Annotated in this window: 23 protein-coding genes and 1 tRNA gene; 17 read left to right on the top strand and 7 right to left on the bottom strand. The window is 46.3% G+C overall.

The window, feature by feature from the left end; genetic code table 11:
• The first annotated feature begins 52 nt into the window (after positions 1 to 52).
• The 6 genes from EJP77_RS04855 to EJP77_RS04830 all read left to right on the top strand — a co-directional run bounded on the left by EJP77_RS04855 (position 53) and on the right by EJP77_RS04830 (position 3,520).
• Positions 53 to 715, top strand: a complete 663-nt coding sequence (locus EJP77_RS04855) for a uracil-DNA glycosylase (protein ID WP_127198316.1) — start codon at positions 53 to 55, stop codon at positions 713 to 715.
• A gap of 111 nt (positions 716 to 826) precedes the next feature.
• On the top strand, positions 827 to 1,261 hold the full coding sequence (locus tag EJP77_RS04850; RefSeq protein WP_127198013.1) for a hypothetical protein: 435 nt from the start codon (positions 827 to 829) through the stop codon (positions 1,259 to 1,261).
• 86 nt (positions 1,262 to 1,347) lie between these two features.
• Positions 1,348 to 1,755 carry a DUF4395 domain-containing protein gene (locus tag EJP77_RS04845; RefSeq protein ID WP_127198012.1) on the top strand — a complete coding sequence of 136 codons (408 nt, stop codon included), beginning with the start codon at positions 1,348 to 1,350 and terminating at the stop codon, positions 1,753 to 1,755.
• Between the two features lie 109 nt (positions 1,756 to 1,864).
• Positions 1,865 to 2,761 carry a ComEC/Rec2 family competence protein gene (locus tag EJP77_RS04840; RefSeq protein WP_221885993.1) on the top strand — a complete coding sequence of 299 codons (897 nt, stop codon included), beginning with the start codon at positions 1,865 to 1,867 and terminating at the stop codon, positions 2,759 to 2,761.
• Positions 2,762 to 2,768: 7 nt separating this feature from the next.
• Positions 2,769 to 2,981, top strand: coding sequence for a DUF3006 domain-containing protein (locus EJP77_RS04835; RefSeq protein ID WP_127198011.1), 213 nt, complete (start codon positions 2,769 to 2,771; stop codon positions 2,979 to 2,981).
• Between the two features lie 20 nt (positions 2,982 to 3,001).
• Entirely contained in the window at positions 3,002 to 3,520 is a 519-nt protein-coding gene (locus EJP77_RS04830) for a DinB family protein (protein ID WP_127198010.1), read from the top strand.
• A gap of 133 nt (positions 3,521 to 3,653) precedes the next feature.
• Here EJP77_RS04830 and manA read toward each other — a convergent pair whose 3' ends face one another.
• Both manA and EJP77_RS04820 read right to left on the bottom strand, forming a co-directional pair.
• Positions 3,654 to 4,598 (bottom strand): mannose-6-phosphate isomerase, class I, encoded by a 945-nt coding sequence (gene manA, locus EJP77_RS04825; protein ID WP_185897148.1) that lies wholly within the window; start codon positions 4,596 to 4,598, stop codon positions 3,654 to 3,656.
• Between the two features lie 41 nt (positions 4,599 to 4,639).
• Positions 4,640 to 5,554, bottom strand: a complete 915-nt coding sequence (locus EJP77_RS04820) for an ROK family protein (RefSeq protein WP_127198009.1) — start codon at positions 5,552 to 5,554, stop codon at positions 4,640 to 4,642.
• A 106-nt stretch (positions 5,555 to 5,660) separates the two neighbouring features.
• Between EJP77_RS04820 and EJP77_RS04815 the strand changes: the two genes are divergently transcribed.
• From EJP77_RS04815 to EJP77_RS04805, 3 genes are all read left to right on the top strand, one after another.
• Positions 5,661 to 6,683 carry a LacI family DNA-binding transcriptional regulator gene (locus tag EJP77_RS04815; protein WP_127198008.1) on the top strand — a complete coding sequence of 341 codons (1,023 nt, stop codon included), beginning with the start codon at positions 5,661 to 5,663 and terminating at the stop codon, positions 6,681 to 6,683.
• A gap of 187 nt (positions 6,684 to 6,870) precedes the next feature.
• The gene (locus EJP77_RS04810; RefSeq protein WP_127198007.1) at positions 6,871 to 8,688 is read left to right on the top strand and encodes an APC family permease; all 1,818 of its coding nucleotides are present in this window, start codon (positions 6,871 to 6,873) and stop codon (positions 8,686 to 8,688) included.
• A 178-nt stretch (positions 8,689 to 8,866) separates the two neighbouring features.
• Entirely contained in the window at positions 8,867 to 9,451 is a 585-nt protein-coding gene (locus EJP77_RS04805; protein WP_127198006.1) for an LOG family protein, read from the top strand.
• A 69-nt stretch (positions 9,452 to 9,520) separates the two neighbouring features.
• Here EJP77_RS04805 and EJP77_RS04800 read toward each other — a convergent pair whose 3' ends face one another.
• The gene (locus EJP77_RS04800; RefSeq protein WP_185897146.1) at positions 9,521 to 9,838 is read right to left on the bottom strand and encodes a hypothetical protein; all 318 of its coding nucleotides are present in this window, start codon (positions 9,836 to 9,838) and stop codon (positions 9,521 to 9,523) included.
• Positions 9,839 to 10,028: 190 nt separating this feature from the next.
• Here EJP77_RS04800 and EJP77_RS04795 point away from each other — a divergent pair, with 190 nt between their 5' ends.
• Both EJP77_RS04795 and EJP77_RS04790 read left to right on the top strand, forming a co-directional pair.
• Entirely contained in the window at positions 10,029 to 10,499 is a 471-nt protein-coding gene (locus tag EJP77_RS04795) for a general stress protein (RefSeq protein WP_127198004.1), read from the top strand.
• Between the two features lie 51 nt (positions 10,500 to 10,550).
• Entirely contained in the window at positions 10,551 to 11,510 is a 960-nt protein-coding gene (locus EJP77_RS04790; RefSeq protein WP_127198003.1) for a 3'-5' exoribonuclease YhaM family protein, read from the top strand.
• Positions 11,511 to 11,573: 63 nt separating this feature from the next.
• Here EJP77_RS04790 and EJP77_RS04785 read toward each other — a convergent pair whose 3' ends face one another.
• On the bottom strand, positions 11,574 to 11,795 hold the full coding sequence (locus tag EJP77_RS04785; RefSeq protein ID WP_127198002.1) for a hypothetical protein: 222 nt from the start codon (positions 11,793 to 11,795) through the stop codon (positions 11,574 to 11,576).
• A gap of 201 nt (positions 11,796 to 11,996) precedes the next feature.
• The gene (locus EJP77_RS04780; protein ID WP_127198001.1) at positions 11,997 to 12,464 is read right to left on the bottom strand and encodes a MarR family winged helix-turn-helix transcriptional regulator; all 468 of its coding nucleotides are present in this window, start codon (positions 12,462 to 12,464) and stop codon (positions 11,997 to 11,999) included.
• Between the two features lie 178 nt (positions 12,465 to 12,642).
• Between EJP77_RS04780 and EJP77_RS04775 the strand changes: the two genes are divergently transcribed.
• The 4 genes from EJP77_RS04775 to EJP77_RS04760 are packed head-to-tail and all read left to right on the top strand — an operon-like array spanning position 12,643 to position 15,947.
• A complete protein-coding gene (locus EJP77_RS04775) occupies positions 12,643 to 13,281 on the top strand; it encodes an HlyD family secretion protein (RefSeq protein WP_127198000.1) in 639 nt (212 codons plus the stop codon).
• A gap of 45 nt (positions 13,282 to 13,326) precedes the next feature.
• Complete coding sequence (locus tag EJP77_RS04770) at positions 13,327 to 14,961, top strand: DHA2 family efflux MFS transporter permease subunit (RefSeq protein WP_127197999.1); 1,635 nt, start codon at positions 13,327 to 13,329, stop codon at positions 14,959 to 14,961.
• A 3-nt stretch (positions 14,962 to 14,964) separates the two neighbouring features.
• The gene (locus tag EJP77_RS04765; RefSeq protein WP_127197998.1) at positions 14,965 to 15,489 is read left to right on the top strand and encodes an NAD(P)H-dependent oxidoreductase; all 525 of its coding nucleotides are present in this window, start codon (positions 14,965 to 14,967) and stop codon (positions 15,487 to 15,489) included.
• A gap of 17 nt (positions 15,490 to 15,506) precedes the next feature.
• Entirely contained in the window at positions 15,507 to 15,947 is a 441-nt protein-coding gene (locus EJP77_RS04760) for a hypothetical protein (RefSeq protein ID WP_127197997.1), read from the top strand.
• A gap of 155 nt (positions 15,948 to 16,102) precedes the next feature.
• Here EJP77_RS04760 and EJP77_RS04755 read toward each other — a convergent pair whose 3' ends face one another.
• Entirely contained in the window at positions 16,103 to 16,321 is a 219-nt protein-coding gene (locus EJP77_RS04755) for a hypothetical protein (RefSeq protein WP_127197996.1), read from the bottom strand.
• Positions 16,322 to 16,730: 409 nt separating this feature from the next.
• Here EJP77_RS04755 and EJP77_RS04750 point away from each other — a divergent pair, with 409 nt between their 5' ends.
• Complete coding sequence (locus tag EJP77_RS04750) at positions 16,731 to 17,291, top strand: hypothetical protein (RefSeq protein WP_127197995.1); 561 nt, start codon at positions 16,731 to 16,733, stop codon at positions 17,289 to 17,291.
• Between the two features lie 41 nt (positions 17,292 to 17,332).
• Here the strand turns inward: EJP77_RS04750 and EJP77_RS04745 are convergent.
• A tRNA-Val gene (locus EJP77_RS04745) sits at positions 17,333 to 17,405 on the bottom strand.
• A 125-nt stretch (positions 17,406 to 17,530) separates the two neighbouring features.
• On the opposite strand from EJP77_RS04745, the gene EJP77_RS04740 reads away from it, so the two are divergent.
• A complete protein-coding gene (locus tag EJP77_RS04740) occupies positions 17,531 to 17,761 on the top strand; it encodes a hypothetical protein (RefSeq protein ID WP_127197994.1) in 231 nt (76 codons plus the stop codon).
• Positions 17,762 to 17,774: the final 13 nt, after the last annotated feature.

Here is a 17,774-nt window from a genome sequence, read left to right as displayed (position 1 = left end):
AATTATGGATATGGGTAAGTTGCAAGTAGAGAGCAGTAAGGAGGAGACGATGATGTTTGGTAACGATTGGGATGATATTTTAAAGGAAGAGATGAGCAAGCCTTATTTCAAGGATTTGATGGGATGGCTCGATGAGGAATATAAGGAGCATACGGTGTATCCGCCAAGGGAGTTCTTATTCCAAGCCTTGAGGCTGACTCCTTATTCGGAGACAAAGGTGGTAATTCTGGGACAAGATCCGTATCATGGAGCGGGTCAAGCACACGGACTAAGCTTCTCCGTACTTCCTGGTATCAAAATTCCACCTTCTCTTAGAAATATATATAAAGAAATGGCTAGTGACCTTGGAGTCCCTGTGCCTCATATCGGAACGCTTACCCCGTGGGCTGAGCAGGGAGTGCTCTTGCTGAACAATGTACTTACTGTGCGGGAGGGTCAAGCGGGTTCACATCATGGAAGGGGCTGGGAACTGTTCACTTCAGCTATTGTTGAGGCGCTTAATAAGCGAACAGATCCGTTGGTATTCATACTTTGGGGCGCACCTGCGCAGAAGAAGGGAGCTATTGTGGATCGATCGCGGCATGAAGTTATCATGTCGGCACATCCCAGTCCACTTGCGGCAAGACGGGGTTTTTTTGGAAGCAGACCGTTCTCCAGAACCAATGAATTTCTCAAGAAACAGGGTAAGCCTGAGATAAAGTGGGAGCTGAACTAGCAGGAATTTGTCTTTGAATATGGAAATGAATTAATACCCTATAAATTTTTTCAAACAAGGCAGCTTGGCTGCCATCCTAGTCACAAAGTTACTGGAGAAGGAGAACTGGCCATGCGTTATGAGGATTGGATCGGACAGGAAGTGATCGTGTACTGTCAGGACCAGGATGACATATATACCGGGACGATAGAAGGCTGGGACAAGACCGCGAACAAGCTTCTTCTAGGTCCCCGGTCGATCGCGGTGCCGCTGGAAGATATTATTAAGATACAGCCTGGCAGCAGAGGCAAGAGATTTGCCAGAAAAGTAATGAAGACCCGGACAGAGAAGGCAGCTCCGCATTCGGTTGGGTATATCATGAAGAATCGGGTGCAATTCGACAACGCTGTCTACTTTAAGTCCCCGGTTGCCGTGTGGAAGGACAATCAGCTATTGCATTACCGGACCGCTATCCATCATCATAATGAACATGAGGTTACTCTTATTACTGGGGAGAAGTATTCCAAAGAGAAGTATATGTTTGTTGTAAGATCCATTCGAGGCTGAATGGGTCTTTTTTTGTGTAATCCCTATTGTTTTCATCGGAATAAAAGGTTATATTTATATTATGAATTAGGAAGGCGGTACATCTAATGAAAGAAATCCCTGTTTCTTATGTAAAAGCGAATCAGACGGGAATTGTTCTGTTTGTTATCCTCGCCACTGTCTTCGCTCAGCCCTATTTGCTGCTAGCTCTTTGGCTGGTACAGGCGATCGGTCTGTTGACTGGTTATAATTTATTTGTCATTCTGGCCAAGCCATTTCTTAAGGTACATCCAAACCATACCCAGGCTGCCGAATTAACACGGTTCAATAATACACTTGCTGTTATTTTTCTAACTCTATCTTTGATTGGATTTCTAATCCAGCTGCCAGGGATGGGATACATGTTCGCCTGGTTCCTGTTTGCAGCGGCTTTTGCTGCTCTATGCGGGTACTGCATAGGCTGCACGATATATTTTCAGTTCAAGCAATTCAAGGCTAGAAGACGCCGGGCATAATGATAACCATGCTAATTTAAACAGGCTGATTAAGACAGCATTGGATTGAATAACTAAGGCAAATGGAATATAATTGGAACAAATGTTCTTAAAGTAAAGGATAACATCTATGATAAGACTTCTTCCATTTATGAAACAGCGTATCTTAGGATATGCGGCCTTGATTCTCTGCTTGTCTTTGCTTGCAGGCTGCTCTTTCCCTGGAAGTACCAAGGATCCTTCTTCAAGCACTCCGATAGACGGTAAGGGCAAGCTGCGTGTGATTTTTATTGATGTAGGACAGGGGGCTTCCCAGTTAATTATTACTCCTTCGGGAAAGACCATGCTTATTGATGCCGGGAATAACGATAAGGAACAGGTTATGCTGGACACGCTGAAGAGGTATGGAATCGCAAGGCTGGATATTGTCATCGGGACACATCCCGACGCGGATCACATTGGCGGGCTGGATAAGGTGATTGACAAGCTCAGTATCGGCAGAATCTATATGCCTAAAGTAAGTTCGAATACGAAGACTTTTGAATCTGTGCTTCGTTCGATTCAGCGCAAGGGGCTGAAGGTTACTACGGCGAAGGCGGGCCTTACATTGAACCTGGACAGCAGCGTGCAGGTGAACATGATAGCACCACGATCTCATTATGAGGATACCAATAATAATAGTGCAGTAATTAAAGTGGTTTATGGCAAGCATTCTTTCCTATTAACGGGAGATGCTGAAGCGGAGAGCGAAAAAGACATGTTGGCTTCAGGTGCGAATCTGCATTCAGATGTGCTTTTGGTGGGTCACCATGGCTCCAAGTCCTCTACGAGCACAGCTTTCCTCAAGAAGGTGAGTCCGCAATATGCTGTTATCCAGTCTGGCAAAGGCAATAAGTATGGGCATCCGACGCAGACGGTACTAAAGCGTCTTCAGAAGCAGGGTGTGAAAGTATACCGGAACGATACCCAGGGAACGGTAGAATTCTTGACGGATGGGCAGCATTTTCAGATCAGAGCAGAAAGGTGAGCTGGTTATGAAAGGAATTGTCGAGGGATTTGAAGAGGGTTACTGCATTATCGAAGTAGACGGACGTTCGACGAATGTTCCTATGAGCCAGGTGGATTCCGCTGTAAAGACCTGTGATGTTGTCGATTGGGACGGCAAGAAATGGGTCGCGAACCGGAAGGAGACGGAGACTCGAATCAAAGAAATTAAGTCACTGATGAAAGATGTATGGGAAGATTAAAGGATACGGAGGATTGAATCATGTCAATACAGCGGCCATCGATAGGCGAATATTCGTCTTTTTACGAAAGCTACATTCTAGCTCTGCCTGAAGGGGACATTCTGGCTTTCCTGAATTCTCAAATCAATGAATTTAGTGAACTTCTCCAGTCCCTAACAGAAGAGAAAGCCAACTATCGCTATGCAGAGGGCAAGTGGAGTATTAAGGAAGTGTTAGGCCATATCAATGATACAGAGCGTATTATGAGCTATCGGCTGCTTCGTATTGCTAGGGGTGACAAGACACCTCTGGCTGGATTTAACGAATCCGACTATGTTGCTTACGCTGGGTCAGAGCGTCTATCAGTAAGCGACCTACTGGCAGAATTCTCCGCCATTCGCACAGCCACTTTGCTATTAGCCAAACAGCTTGACGATGAAGCATGGAAGCGCACCGGAACGGCGAACGGAGCTGAGATTACTGCTCGCGCAGTTATTTATGTCCTTGCAGGACATGCGGCGCATCATTTGAATCTTATTCGTGAACGTTATCTTCATTAACAATCTTAGTGGTAATCTGCATAATTTGAATATCAGGTAGACCGTACAGAAGCCTGCACCGATCAAGCTGGAGCTTGAAAGGATGCAGGCTTCTGTGTGTCTATACACGATTTAATGAGTATCTACAGTTAGTCTATTCCCAAGAAGCAATGGCTTCCAGATTTCCTGTTATTCCATAGGGGCCGAAGCCCACTGGGAGGATAAAGTGATCTCCTTTGCGAAGCGGGTAAACTTCGCCGCCGCTTTGGAGTTCGCCTTCACCGGCAATGATGCTGACAAGGGTGTACTTGGGACTGGCTTCGAAATCAGTTTTTCCAGTGACAGACCACTTTTGAACCGTGAAGAAATCATTGGCTACAAAGGTTGTTATTTCAGCATGATCTTTTGCCTCGGTATTGTAGGTCCCTTCTTGGTACGCTTGGGGAACTGTTGTTACCTCAATAGCTTTTTCCAAGTGAAGCTCACGGGTATTCCCTGCCGCATCTCTACGGTCGTAATCATATACACGGTAGGTGGTATCAGAGCTTTGCTGTGTCTCCAGAACAACGATGCCTTTGCCCAAGGCATGCAGTGTTCCGCTAGGCACGTAGAAGAAGTCACCGGCTTTCACCGTAACCTTGGACAGAAGCTGATCCCATTTCCCCTCATGGATCCAGCTCGCCAGCTCTTCCTTGCTCTGTGCACCATGTCCATAGATGATCTCGGCACCCGGCTCAGCATCTACAATATACCAGCACTCTGTCTTTCCGAGCTCACCATTCTCATGTTCGCCGGCATAGGTATCGTCTGGATGAACCTGTACGGACAGGTCATCTGAGGCATCAAGGATTTTGGTAAGCAGCGGAAATACTTTGGAATCTGAATGGAACAACTCCTGGTGGCCGGTCCATAAGTCTCCGAGTGCCATTCCTTGAAAGGGGCCATTCTTTACTACGCTCTGTCCGTTAGGGTGTGCCGAGATTGCCCAGCATTCCCCGGTTTCATTTGAAGGAATTTCGTAACCGAACAGGTCCTTCAGCTTGGTGCCTCCCCAGATACGCTCTTTAAATACGGGTTCTAGAAAAATTGGTTGACTCATAATAGTACAATCTCCTTTCACGTGATTGAAATGGTTTTGGATTAGTATGACATATGGACAAGTGCAGCCGCACCAATTAGTCCCGCGTCTTGCTGCAGGGCGGCAGGGACAATCGGAGTCTTACGGCCGGAAGGATTAAGGGCATACTTTCCAACGTAGTCCTGCACGGCCTCAAATAGCGGTTCGCCGACTTGAGAGACACCGCCGCCTATCACTATTTTCTCCGGATCAAGAGTATTGATCAGTGTGACACATCCTATACCAATATATCGGTAGACATTATCGATCAATTCCTTCGTTGCGGGATGACCGCTGGCCGCCAGCTCGAACGCCTCCTTCGACGTAACACTGTGTCCAAGCAGCTCGCTCGCCTGCCTTGCAATGGCGGTGCCGGAGGCTACATATTCCCAGCATCCACGCTGTCCACATACACACACACCGGCAGCAGGATCAATAACGAAGTGACCCACATCGCCCGCGTTCCCGCTTGCACCCGTAATTAGCTTGCCGTGCATATAGATCCCGGCACCAATTCCCGTGCTGATCGTGATAAATACGAAATGCTGCTCGTCTTTGGCGGCACCGAGCCACTTCTCGGCCAGCGTTGCTGCAGTTGCGTCGTTCTCCAACTTGATCGAGTAGGGAAGATGACGCTTCAATTCATGAATCAGCGGGAAATCTCGCCAGCCTGGCAGATTGGGAGGGCAGGTAATTTGCCCGTTACGTGTATCCAGAGGTCCTGGCGCCCCTATGCCGACACCATCGATATCTTGGCCCGCGATTCCGCTGTTATGGACAAGAGTCAGAACTGTCTCTGCGATCCGGTCCACCATAACATATGGGGTTACAGTTGGATCCGTGGGGATGGAGGATTTCTGAATCACATCACCATCAGCGGAGATGATGCCGATCGCTGTCTTGGTCCCCCCGATATCAATCCCGATTGCATACTTCACATTGAGTACCTCCTGATTGATATTCAACTTGACAATACTTGACTAATTTGATTAGTGTAAAGTAATATTAAAGTTAGTGTACCACATTTAAGGGGGATTGCAAGTTATGGCCCGCGTCAAAAAAGTGTCTATGCAAGATATCGCCGACAGGCTTCAAATATCAAAGAATGCCGTCTCACTCGCTTTAATGGATAAAAAGGGAGTCAGTGATGAGATGAGGGGCCGGATTATTCAGACGGCCAAAGAAATGGGATATGGTCCCTATGGGAAAAAGCAGGTGGAGCACCCGAATGTGCTCGTTGTCGTCCCTGATCGAATTACAAGTTATGACGACAACGACCATTTTCATTTTTATCACGATATGATCTGGGGGCTTGAGTCCTCCATCCGGAAGAGCGGATATAACGCTATTATTGTAAGAGTTGATCTTGGGATGGAGCAGAATTTAATTCTTCCGGGACAATTTGAAGATATCCATTATGCGGGTATCATTCTTTTCGGGATTATGGAGAAAGCCTACGCCGAAATGATCTGGAAGCTGGACACCCCGCTTGTGATGCTGGATTCCTATTATCGGGATCTGCCCTGCCCAGCAGTGACCTCGGCTAATATGGAAGGGGCTTATCAAGCAGCCGACTATTTAATAGGAAGAGGGCATAAGCAGATCGGGTTCATTGGACCCACGAATCTGACGACAAGCCACGAAGAGCGGTGGTATGGTTTCTGGCGAGCTATACAGCAGGAAGGAGTTCAGATCGAAGAGAAATGGTGTCTGACTTACTCGAGTGGTTTCGAATCTACAGGACGGGAAATATCCGAATTCCTAGGTCGTATGGACGATATGCCGACGGCCTTCTTTTGCGGGAATGACCGGATCGCCCTGCTTCTTAGCGAGGCTCTTCAGGAGCGCGGGCTGAAGGTTCCGGCGGACGTCTCCATCATGGGGTTTGACGATTTAAATATGTCAGCTGCCTCGGCTCCCCCGTTAACCACCATGCGGGTGAACAAGATCGGTATGTGCAATGCCGCGGTTGAAATGCTGATCTCACAGCAGAAATCTTCACGGGAAGCGGTACGGTGGAGTATACACCCCGAGCTAGTAGAACGAAGTTCTACCGCGGGTTTATAAGCGTATTTGACAGATCCCCTTTCCTTGTGAAAAGGGGTCTTAAGTTGCTTCTAGCAACCAGGCAGAACACTTGGGTAAAAAATATCACAAAACGTAATCTATATACTGGATTAATTTTGTGGAACGATATACAATACGGGTTGTGTCTTTGCGGATACCTATTGAAACCACGTAAAGGAAGTTGAATATGCCTGGAAAATTAAAACGCCTGCTGATCGGCAGACCTATGAAATCTACAGAGATTGAAGGCGAAAAGCTCAGCAAGCTGAAGGCCTTGGCCATCCTATCTTCAGATGCCTTATCCTCGGTCGCCTATGGTACTGAGCAAATTCTGATTGTATTGATGGCAGCTGGATTCGCAGCTCTCTGGTATTCGATCCCGATTTCTATCGCCGTGCTGGGCTTGCTTACGATCCTCATTGTATCTTACCGACAGACCATATTCGCATATCCTAGCGGCGGCGGTGCTTACATTGTAGCGAAAGACAATCTGGGATTATCTCCGAGTCTTCTGGCGGGCGGTTCTCTCCTAGTTGACTATATATTGACTGTAGCGGTAAGTGCTTCGGCAGGTACCGATGCGATTACTTCGGCTTTTCCGGTACTGCATGACCACCGGGTTCTGATCGCCGTGTTCATGATTCTAATTCTTACTATTATGAATTTGAGGGGAGTGACGGAGTCGGCCTCCATATTGGCGGTTCCGATCTACCTCTTCGTAGTGGCTATTTATGTCCTGATTATCTGTGGTGTGATCAATTATTTCACCGGCGGGGCCCATGCGGCGGCTCCTGAATTTGGCAAGACGATCTCCAATGTGAGCTTGTTCCTGTTACTCAAAGCTTTTAGCTCCGGATGTTCCGCTCTGACCGGGGTGGAGGCCATGTCCAATGCCATCCCTAACTTCCGCCAGCCATCGGATAAGAATGCAGCGGCAACGCTTATGATGATGGGTATTCTTCTTGCCGGGATGTTCATCGGGATCAGCCTGCTGGCTTATTGGTACGGCATTAAGCCTGCCGCTGAGGAGACTGTGGTCTCCCAGATTGCCGAGTCTACTTTTGGCCGAGGTACACTGTACTATATCATACAGGGTGTCACCGCGGTGATCCTGATTCTGGCGGCGAATACAGCGTATTCTGCTTTTCCGCTGCTTGCATTTATGCTGGCCAAAGATAAATTTATGCCTCATGCCTTTATGGTACGGGGAGATCGGCTCGGTTTCTCCAACGGGATTATTTTCCTAAGTATACTGTCGGCCGTACTGGTCATGGTCTTCCAAGGAAATACGGAGAACTTGATTCCTCTGTATGCGGTAGGGGTATTCATTCCATTTACTCTGTCGCAGCTGGGGATGATGATCCGCTGGATCAAGCTGAAGCCGGCAGGCTGGATGCTGAAGCTCTTCATTAATACGGTGGGCATGCTCACCACACTTTCAATTACGCTTATATTTATATTCACCAAGTTCAGTCAGATCTGGGTGATCTTCATCTTTTTGCCACTAGTTGTCTATATGTTCATGAGAATTCAGCAGCATTATTCCAATACGGCCGACCAGCTGCGGATAGATCTCTTCAATGAGAAGCCGATCGCGAAAGGGAATACAGTCATTATTCCTGTAGCAGGAGTTACCCGGGTTGTGCTGAATACCGTCAGTTATGCCAAGACACTTTCAGACAATGTGGTTGCTGTATATGTAGGGTTTGACGATGAGTCGGTCCGCAAAATTGAACAGAGGTGGAATGAGTGGAATCCCGGAGTGCGGCTGATTATTTTGAAATCCCGTTACCGGAGTATTCTTGGTCCTCTTCGTAAGTTTATTGATACCGTGGAATGGAAAAAGGCTGAAAGTGACCATATTACGATCCTTATTCCTCAGTTCATCACCAAGCATTGGTGGCAGAACCTGCTCCATAATCAGTCGAGCCTAATGATTCGAGCTTATTTGATTAATCGAAAAGATGTAGTGGTAGCCACTGTGCCTTACCACATGGATCGCTAATCTATTCTGTCTCCCTTAATATGAAGTAAGCACCCGTTACGGGTGCTTTTTTGTTATATAAAAGACAGATGATGTATAATTTCGCCTGCTTTTAATACAATTAAAACACTGTATAGTACAATGATTATGTAAGTTATCTTCATGAATGAGTTACAGGAATAGGGAGTGATTACGTAAGATGAATACCGTATGTGTATTTGCAGGTTCCAATCCAGGTGTGAAGCCTGAATACCGGGCCCAGGCAATTCAGCTGGGAAGTGCCCTCTCAGATCAGGGTATCCGTCTAGTATATGGAGGCTCCAAATTGGGACTGATGGGTGAAGTCGCGAATGAGGTGCTGCAGCGCGGCGGTCATGTCATCGGAGTTATGCCTAAAGGGTTATTTCGTGGCGAGATTGTTCACCGGGAATTGACGGAGCTGATAGAGGTTGAGAGCATGCATGAACGCAAAGCCAAAATGGGGGAAATCGCAGATGGCTTCATCGCTCTTCCTGGTGGTCTAGGTACATTTGAAGAACTATTCGAGGTATTGTGCTGGGCACAGATCGGGATTCATGCCAAACCGATTGGCCTGCTCAATATTAACGGTTATTATGACCCGCTTATCGAGCTGATTAGACATAGCGTACAGGAGGGTTTCTCTAATGAGTCACACTTGAGCCTGATTACAGTCTCAGATAATCCGGAAGATCTGCTTCATCAGATGATGCAGTATCAGCCGCGGGAGCTGGGTAACAAGTGGAGACAATTGGCAGTTGAGTAGAACCTATATCACCAACAAGCCCCGCCGAATGATCTAGCTCACCCGGCGGGGCTTGTTGTCATGGAACAACTACAGCATGAGAGTGATGACAAGCAGTTCGAAAAGAACCAGAGGCAGGATAACGTTGTTATAATAATAGAAGCTGCCTGGGGCTCCAAGGAAACGTTGATCTTCCTGGCCTGCAACACTCAGATACAAGAACCGGTCGTCAGCGCTAACTATAATTCCTTCAAAAGTTTGACCGTCAATCGTAACTACTTTCACAGGACGATTCAAATGAATGGAACAAATATGCCGAATTTGATCCTTGACACCTTTAAGGTGCTGGACCATATTCGGGTTAGCCTGGTATACCACTTGATTGTCCTGCTGTAATCCGTATGCCATTGTTAGTGACCTCCTTAAGTAGGCGTTTGTCATGGTTCAGTATATACAGCTGCCTGGGTTAAGGTTCCATTTTCCTCAAAGCAGTTCTCCTATAAGTGAGCTCCCTAACCTATCTTCATCTAGCGAATCCCTGTTTGGTGTTAAATCCCCGGTGGGTAATAGTCATTAAGTAACCGGGGAGGTATCAACCATGGCAAAGCTAATTATTGGTGTATTCCAGACAACACAGGATACGTCCATTGTTGTTGAAGAACTTAAGAAAGCGGACTTTGATGAAGATAAGGTATCTGTGTTATCGCGAAAGATCACACAAATGAATAAGATTGCCGAGAATACGGATCTTGGAGATCCTAAAGCGGGCAACGGGGGAAAAAGTGTGTTTGGGATGCTAAAAAATGTGACAGCCCAGATTGAGGAAGAGGCTGTAGAGCTTATTGCAACCGGCTCAGCAGCCAGAAAAATGGCTGGAACCAAGGTCGGGAAGGGTACGGACGACTTTATCGTTGCCCTGGTTGGCGTAGGAATTCCTCGGGAGGATGCACGGCAGTATGAGGAACACTTGCTCCAAGGACATATCCTGGTTATGGTGGAGTGCGAGCCGGAGCAGGCAGATCTTGTAGCTAATATTTTCACACAGCACCATGTGGTAGGAATTGATTAGAAATGGTAGATTTATATAAGTCTACTATTTAATATTTATAGGAGTTGTCAGATGAAACAAGTTAAGGCTTTTGTTGAAGGGGAAGAAATAATAGGATTTTACTTGCTGAAGTCTGTCGGGATCAAACAGACCAATGGTGCGGCTCCCAAAGATTATCTTGATCTGATTCTTGCCGATCCCTCAGGGGAAATTTCGGCCAAGTTCTGGGATGCTACCCACACGGACAAAGAAACTTTCTTTGCTCCCATGCTGGTGAAGGTAAAGGGATTGGTTCACAGCTACCGGGATAAGCTGCAGTTCAAGATTTCCCAGATCCGGCCTGCTTCTCCGGACGACGGTCATCATATAACCGACTACATTAGATCGGCGCCAGTTGCCCCGAATGATCTGGTGTACGCCATTACCACGGCGGCGGCGAGCATTCAGGACGAGGATCTTCGCTGGATTGTTAATGAATGCATCCAGAAGGTAGGAGATAAGCTTCATCATTACCCTGCCGCAAAGGGAATGCATCACAATTTCTATGCAGGCCTCGCCTATCACGTCGTACGTATGCTGGAGCTTGCCGAATTCATTGTCGTGCAGCGGCCTTTCCTGAATCGGGATCTGCTTATCGCAGGAATCATTCTTCATGATATTGCAAAGACCGAGGAGTTAACCGCCGAGCTTGGTATCGTCTCTGAATACAGCTTTACCGGTAAGCTGATTGGGCACATCTCGCTTGCTGTGAACTGGATTACGGAAGCTGCCCTCCGCAGAGGAATGGATCTCACTTCTGAGAAAATCGTGATGCTGCAGCACTTGATTCTATCCCATCATAACCTCGGAGAATGGGGAAGCCCGGTTCAGCCGCAGCTGCCGGAAGCGCTGGCCCTACACCTGATAGATCAGCTGGATGCCAAAATGCAGGCCGCTGAGGATGCTTTGGACACCATGGCCGATCCCGGAGGCTGGACGCCGCCTCTGCGTGCGCTTGAGAATAAGCCTCTGTACCGTCGTAAGGAGTTATAATACCATAGCAGCACGAAGAAGAGCCCTGGTTCCAGGGCTCTTCTTCGTGCTGCTATGGTCTAATTACACCAGCTGTGTGTCATCATCTGCATTGCTCTGTTGGGAGCCAGTACGAGAGTTATTGCCGGAACTCTTACCGGAATTCTTGCCCGGCTCGTCACCATCAATGTTATCCATAATAGCGCCGACCACATCCTCCAGCTTATCTGTGGAAGCCGGACGATTCGGATCCACATCAGGAACTTCTTCAAATCCAGGTTTTCTATTCTCATCAGATGTACTCATAGCCCAAGTGTCATCTCCTTTGTTCTTATCCTTTATAGAATGTCACCGAATTTCCCGGTATATGTAAGGATAACCCGTCAGGAAGTCAGTTGAATCGCAGTGCTGGAGAGCAAAGGGTGCTGCTGGGTAGGACCGGGCCGGAAGTAACAACAAAAAGTCCCCGATCTTATGTCAGGGACTTGGTACGAATTTGAGGATAAATTATGATTCTTCCGTCATTCTTTCTTCGATGCGATGTTCAATTTTCTTCAAGATCGCTATAAAATCAGCTCGCTCATCGTTACTAAGTACACCAAGCAAGTCAGCAGCATACTTGTTGCGGAAATTGATGATCTTCTCAGCCAGACATTTACCTTCTTCACTTAAAGACAGCCAGACAATTCGTCGATCGTCGAGGCTTCTAACCCGAATGACGTACCCTTCGGATTCCAGCTGATTCAACATAATAGTGGTTGCACCAGAGGACAGATTAAGCTGCCTGGATATATTCACTACCATAGACCGCTCTTCGCGGTAAATAATCATTAGCATCCGGGCTTTGGTATGGTTTAATTTATCGTCCCTCTTCTTATACTGCTGGTCGTAGAGCTTGTTTCTATATCGAAAGATCGTCTCCATGAAATGTTCCATGATTTCAACTTCAGATATCGCGTTCTCCTCAATGTCCATAGTTCTAAAATCCCCCTGTTTATCTGTCTACATTCATTACGTAACAACTTGTGTAATGTTTCAATATTTTTTGAAAATAAGGATTGTATATTCAAATATTTTATGATAAATTATCTTTATTTCCAAATTACTTTATTGTAAAGTAATTATACACAATTTCTGGAGGGAGTTCGAGAGAATTATGAAAGGTCGTCTTATTTTAACAAATATTATTGGTATCGTTGTTCTTGCGGCATTGATCATGGGTGGGGCTTATTACTACTACCAGAGTGTCACTTACATCAAAACCGAGGATGCAAGGGTGGCTGCAGACATCGTACCGGTATCTGCCCCGGCTGCGGGTGTAATCTCAGGCTGGAACCAGAAAGAGGGCGCTGTACTGAGTGAGAAGGCAACCCTCGGACAAGTTGGTAATGGAACCACTAATGTAAATGTTACCGCACCTATGGCCGGCACATTGATCAAGAACCAAGCCAAGAATGGTGAGTTGGTGCAGGCAGGAACACCGCTTGGCCAAATAGTGGATATGAAGAACCTATACGTAGTCGCTAATGTAGATGAAGACCAGATTAAGGACATTGATGTTGGCTCTAAAGTGGATGTGGTTGTAGACGGTGATCCGGGTACAACAATCCAGGGCAGCGTGGAACAAATCGGTTATGCAACCAACTCGGTGTTCTCGCTGATGCCAACCAGCAATACAAGCGGAAGCTACACTAAAGTAACTCAAAAAGTTCAAATTAAAGTGTCGATCAGTAACTATTCCAAAAATGTACTGCCTGGGATGAACGCGGAGATCGTCATTACTAAGAAATAGGGAACCATTCGCAGAGGTCATTGATCTGCAGAAAGGAGATTGACGATGAGTACCAATCAACAAATAGACAAACCAGCCGGCAGCGGATTCAGACAGCATCTCCCGCTGCTGATTGTCCTTATGGTCGGTCTGTTTCTGGCAATTCTGAACCAAACTTTGCTCAATGTGGCACTTCCACATATCACGAATGAATATGGCATTACAACGAATACAGCCCAATGGCTGCTTACAGGTTATATGCTCGTTAATGGGGTACTGATCCCGTTATCCGCCTTTCTGATTGAAAGGTTCGGTGTACGTGTGCTGTTCCTGGCCGCCATGTTCTGTTTCACCCTTGGAGCACTAATCTGTGGTGTTGCAGGGAGTTTCTCGGTACTTCTGATTGGCCGGTTAATTCAGGCAGTAGGGGGCGGGGTGCTTTCACCGCTTGTCATGAGCGTTATCCTGTTCATCTTTCCTCCGGAAATGCGCGGGAAAGGGATGGGGATCTTTGGGCTTGCGATGATGTTTGCTCCCGCCATCGGTCCTACACTATCCGGTTGGGTAGTGCAAAATTATGATTGGCACATTCTTTTCTCGGGAATGATTCCATTCGGAGTTATTGTTATCATTATTGCTTTCTTCAAGATGCGTAATATCGAGCAGCCGAAGCTGATTAAGCTTGACTATATGGGTACGTTATCCTCGCTCGCAGGTGTAGGACTGCTGCTGTATGGGCTTAGCGAAGCAGGGACCAAGGGATGGGGCGACACCGAGGTCATGGCGTGCATCATTATCGGTACAATCCTTGTGGCTTTCTTCGTGATTTGGGAAATGCGCACCCGGAACCCTCTGCTCAATATGGGTGTATTCCGTTTCGGTATTTTCTCGTTATCAAATGTTATTAACATCTTCGTTACGGCTAGTATGTACGCGGGGATGCTTCTCATTCCGATCTATCTCCAGAATCTACGCGGAATAACACCGCTTGATTCAGGGTTGCTTATGCTTCCAGGAGCGCTCGTTATGCTAATCATGTCCCCAATTTCAGGTATCCTGTTCGATAAGGTAGGCCCGCGGCCGCTGGCCATTATTGGTATGGTGATTACGACTGTAACGACGTATCAGTTAACGAAGCTGACCCTCGACACGTCTTACAGCTATATTTTGATCATCTACATGATTCGTTATTTCGGGATGTCCTTCCTGATGATGCCGATCATGACAGCAGGGATGAACCAGCTGCCAAGAGATCTGAACAAGCATGGCACGGCTATGTCTAATACGCTTCGCCAGGTGAGTGGATCTATCGGTACAAGTGTAATTACAACGATCTTCACTACTCGTACGACTTTTCATGGAGCGGCTTACGCGGACCGCATGGATACAACGAATCCAACCTTTATGCAGTCCTTCGGTGAACTCGTGAACAAGATTTCTACCGAGCTGCATATCCCACTTGCTCAGGCCAAGACTCAAGCGGTTACGATGCTTGCAGGCCATGTCAAGATGGAGGCCACCGTTCAGGGGATTAACGATGCCTTCTTCTGGGCGACTTTGATATCTGTAGCAGGACTGGTTCTCAGCTTCTTCCTCCGTGATGTAAGGAAAGATAAAGACCGCCTGGCTAAGAAGGAACATACGGAGACGTTGATGCTGCCAGCTCCGAAAGAGACTCTTGTAACGGAAAGGGGAGTATAAAAAATGAACATTTATATCGTGTATGATTCCGAGGGTGGACGTACAAAGGCACTCGCTCAGGCCATTGCGGATGGTGCAGCCCGGGTAATTGGGGCTAACGTATATTTGCGTTCCGTACAGGAAGCGGATGTCTATGCTCTAGCTGATATGGATGCTATTATTTGGGGCTCCCCGGGTCATTTCGGGACAATTAGCTCGGGACTGAAGCAGTGGATCGACAAGTTGGGGTATTTGTGGGCAGAAGGCAAGTTAATTAATAAAATTGGAGCGGTATTCTGCACCACGGCTACCGAGCATGGTGGATTGGAAGCTACGTTGCTGAACTTAATCACCCCCATGCTGCACCAGGGTATGATCATTGCGGGTCTTCCGGGTAATATTCCGGAGAATGCAACATATGGTTCATATTATGGAGTAGGCGTAGCGTGCCCTATCGACAGCACTGAAGTCATCAGTGAGCAGGGAAGACAGCTTGGGATGGCTCTCGGTGAGCGTGTAGCCGGATTGACTGCCCGTTTTGTAAAGTAATGTGAGGAGGGAAAGTCATGACAATCATCATAACCTGTGCAGTGATTGCCTTATTGATCATTGCTGTCCTGGTCTCCATTAACGTTCGAAGCGGGTCAGCCTCCAGCAGGGAGCGGGCCAAGGCTGTAAATGAAGCCGAACAGTTGGAGCAGCCCGCTGCTGCGGAGTCGGAGTTAGCTGCCGCTCAGTTCACTGAGGGAACCGCTGCTCCTATACAGGTGAACGAAGCAGGTTCGGCTGTTGAGTCAGCGGTACCAGAGGCTGAAGCGAACAGGGTACATGTGACGGAACCGCAGGCGAACCACACGGCAGATCAGGAATTCCGTGAGGCTTTAAGAAGGCTGAAGGAACAGCCAGCCCAGGCAGCTTCTCCTGTTCCTGAACATAGTAACAAGATGGCGGACGATGCCTATCGCCGAGCACTAAGGTCGTTTAAGGAACAACCGAAAGAGAAGTAAAGAAGCATACGGATACAAAGCGCAAAGGGGCTCCCTAGGGAACCCCTTTTTTAATATGAGCGGTAACAGTTAAAGGTCCTTATAAAATAGAATAATCCCACCTGACATGTTCAGTGGGATTATTCGTATGATATTTGAGCTAACTTATGTAGCATTTATGATTTAAAAGGGATAATTCTTGTGACATGTTCAATTTCCTCTAGAAGAACCCACACAGCACCCTCAACCGTTCTAATTTGTACGCCCTTAGGATTTTTGTTCCATTTCGGGATACCTGTCATCATATCTCCAGTGAACAATTTGACTACAACCTCATGCTGCAGAGTAACCGCCATTTTTAGTTGAAGAAGATCAATTTCCGCACTTGTTTTCATAATTTAGCCCCCATCTTAACATAGAATAATTGCTTATATCTATTACTTCGGACGAAGAGACTATATTACTGATAGCAAACCTAAATATGAGTCTTTAGGCTTAGTTAATCAGTAAGCAAGACCTGTTTAGATCCATTATGCTGTGATTCGAGCTTCATTTACTCCCCAGTTTATTCCATTCCTCATAAGGAGAACAACTTTGGGAGAGCTAAGCGACAATGGACCTAAATATTTATGTCTTCACTTCCATATTACCCTATTCTTGTTACTAATAAATCATATTAGATAGATTCTTATGATATGTTTAAAATATGGAATTATTTTGAATTAATCTAGGAATTAATAAATTTGATATCTTGCAAACTTAGTTACTATGGTAGAATTATCCTAATTACGTCGGAGGTGCTTAATGAAAAAAAGATTATTTTTACTAGCTACCATTGTCTCTCTATTGTTCACTTTTTCATCCGTATCCATTGCCAAGGAAAAAACGCCAAAAGATATACTTAAATCTAAGTATCCAAATGAAGTCGTAACACTCTTGAAGACAGATGACATCAACTTTGATAAGAAAAAAGAGTCCTTTTTACTTACAGAAACTGGGAACTTCTACTTAATCAATTCAAAAGGAAGTATTGTGTTAATTGATACTGGACTCAACAGCGACTATTTTGATGAACTCCAGTTAAAAATCTTTGCGGTTACAAAAAATGAGAAACATATTGCTGTAATCGGTACATACTTACCATCCAATACTCAAGCATTTGTCTATAGGCTCAAAAACGGAACACTAACCAAGGTCTTGGATGTAATGGGCGATGTAGATGTTCAAATAGACGCGAAGGGTAGGATTCATCAACTATGGAAAAATTTCAAACCAGGAGGTGGTTGGGATCTTGCTAGAGGGACGTTTAGCTGGAGTGTTAAATCTAATAAGTATATAGGTACTGGTCACTACGTACTTAAATAAATCAAACAAAGAACCCTTACGCTGTAAGGGTTCTTTAAGTATGATCTGCAGTGGGCTCGAACCACTGACCCCCACCCTGTCAAGATGGTGCTCTCCCAGCTGAGCTAGCAGATCAAAAAAATGGATTAGATAAATAAAATCATAGCAGGTTAGACAGCAATTGTCAATCCACAGGCGTATAATTTCCCATCTTCAGGGGAAGGAATAGGAATTATTATATCGCCAGGAGGTAGACAACAATGGAGAATATTCGGCATGGCTCAAGGATGGTCCTTATTACCATCGTGATGATCTGCTCACTAACATTCCTGAACGGCTGCGGCATGCAGGAGACGACAGGAATTCCAAATGACCAGCAGCTGTTTTCATTTCCGGTGCCTGAAGTGCCTGTAACCGAGGATGTCTATAATCCTTCCGTTACTGAGGATGTCTATTCACCGGGTGGGGAGCAGTTGGAGACCTGGCGGTAGATTTTTTTGTTGT

This window comes from Paenibacillus zeisoli, from assembly GCF_003994465.1.
Taxonomy (GTDB): Bacteria; Bacillota; Bacilli; order Paenibacillales; family Paenibacillaceae; genus Fontibacillus; species Fontibacillus zeisoli.
The sequence above is the reverse complement of the archived record's forward strand: the minus strand, read 5'-3'. Positions and strand labels throughout refer to the sequence as shown.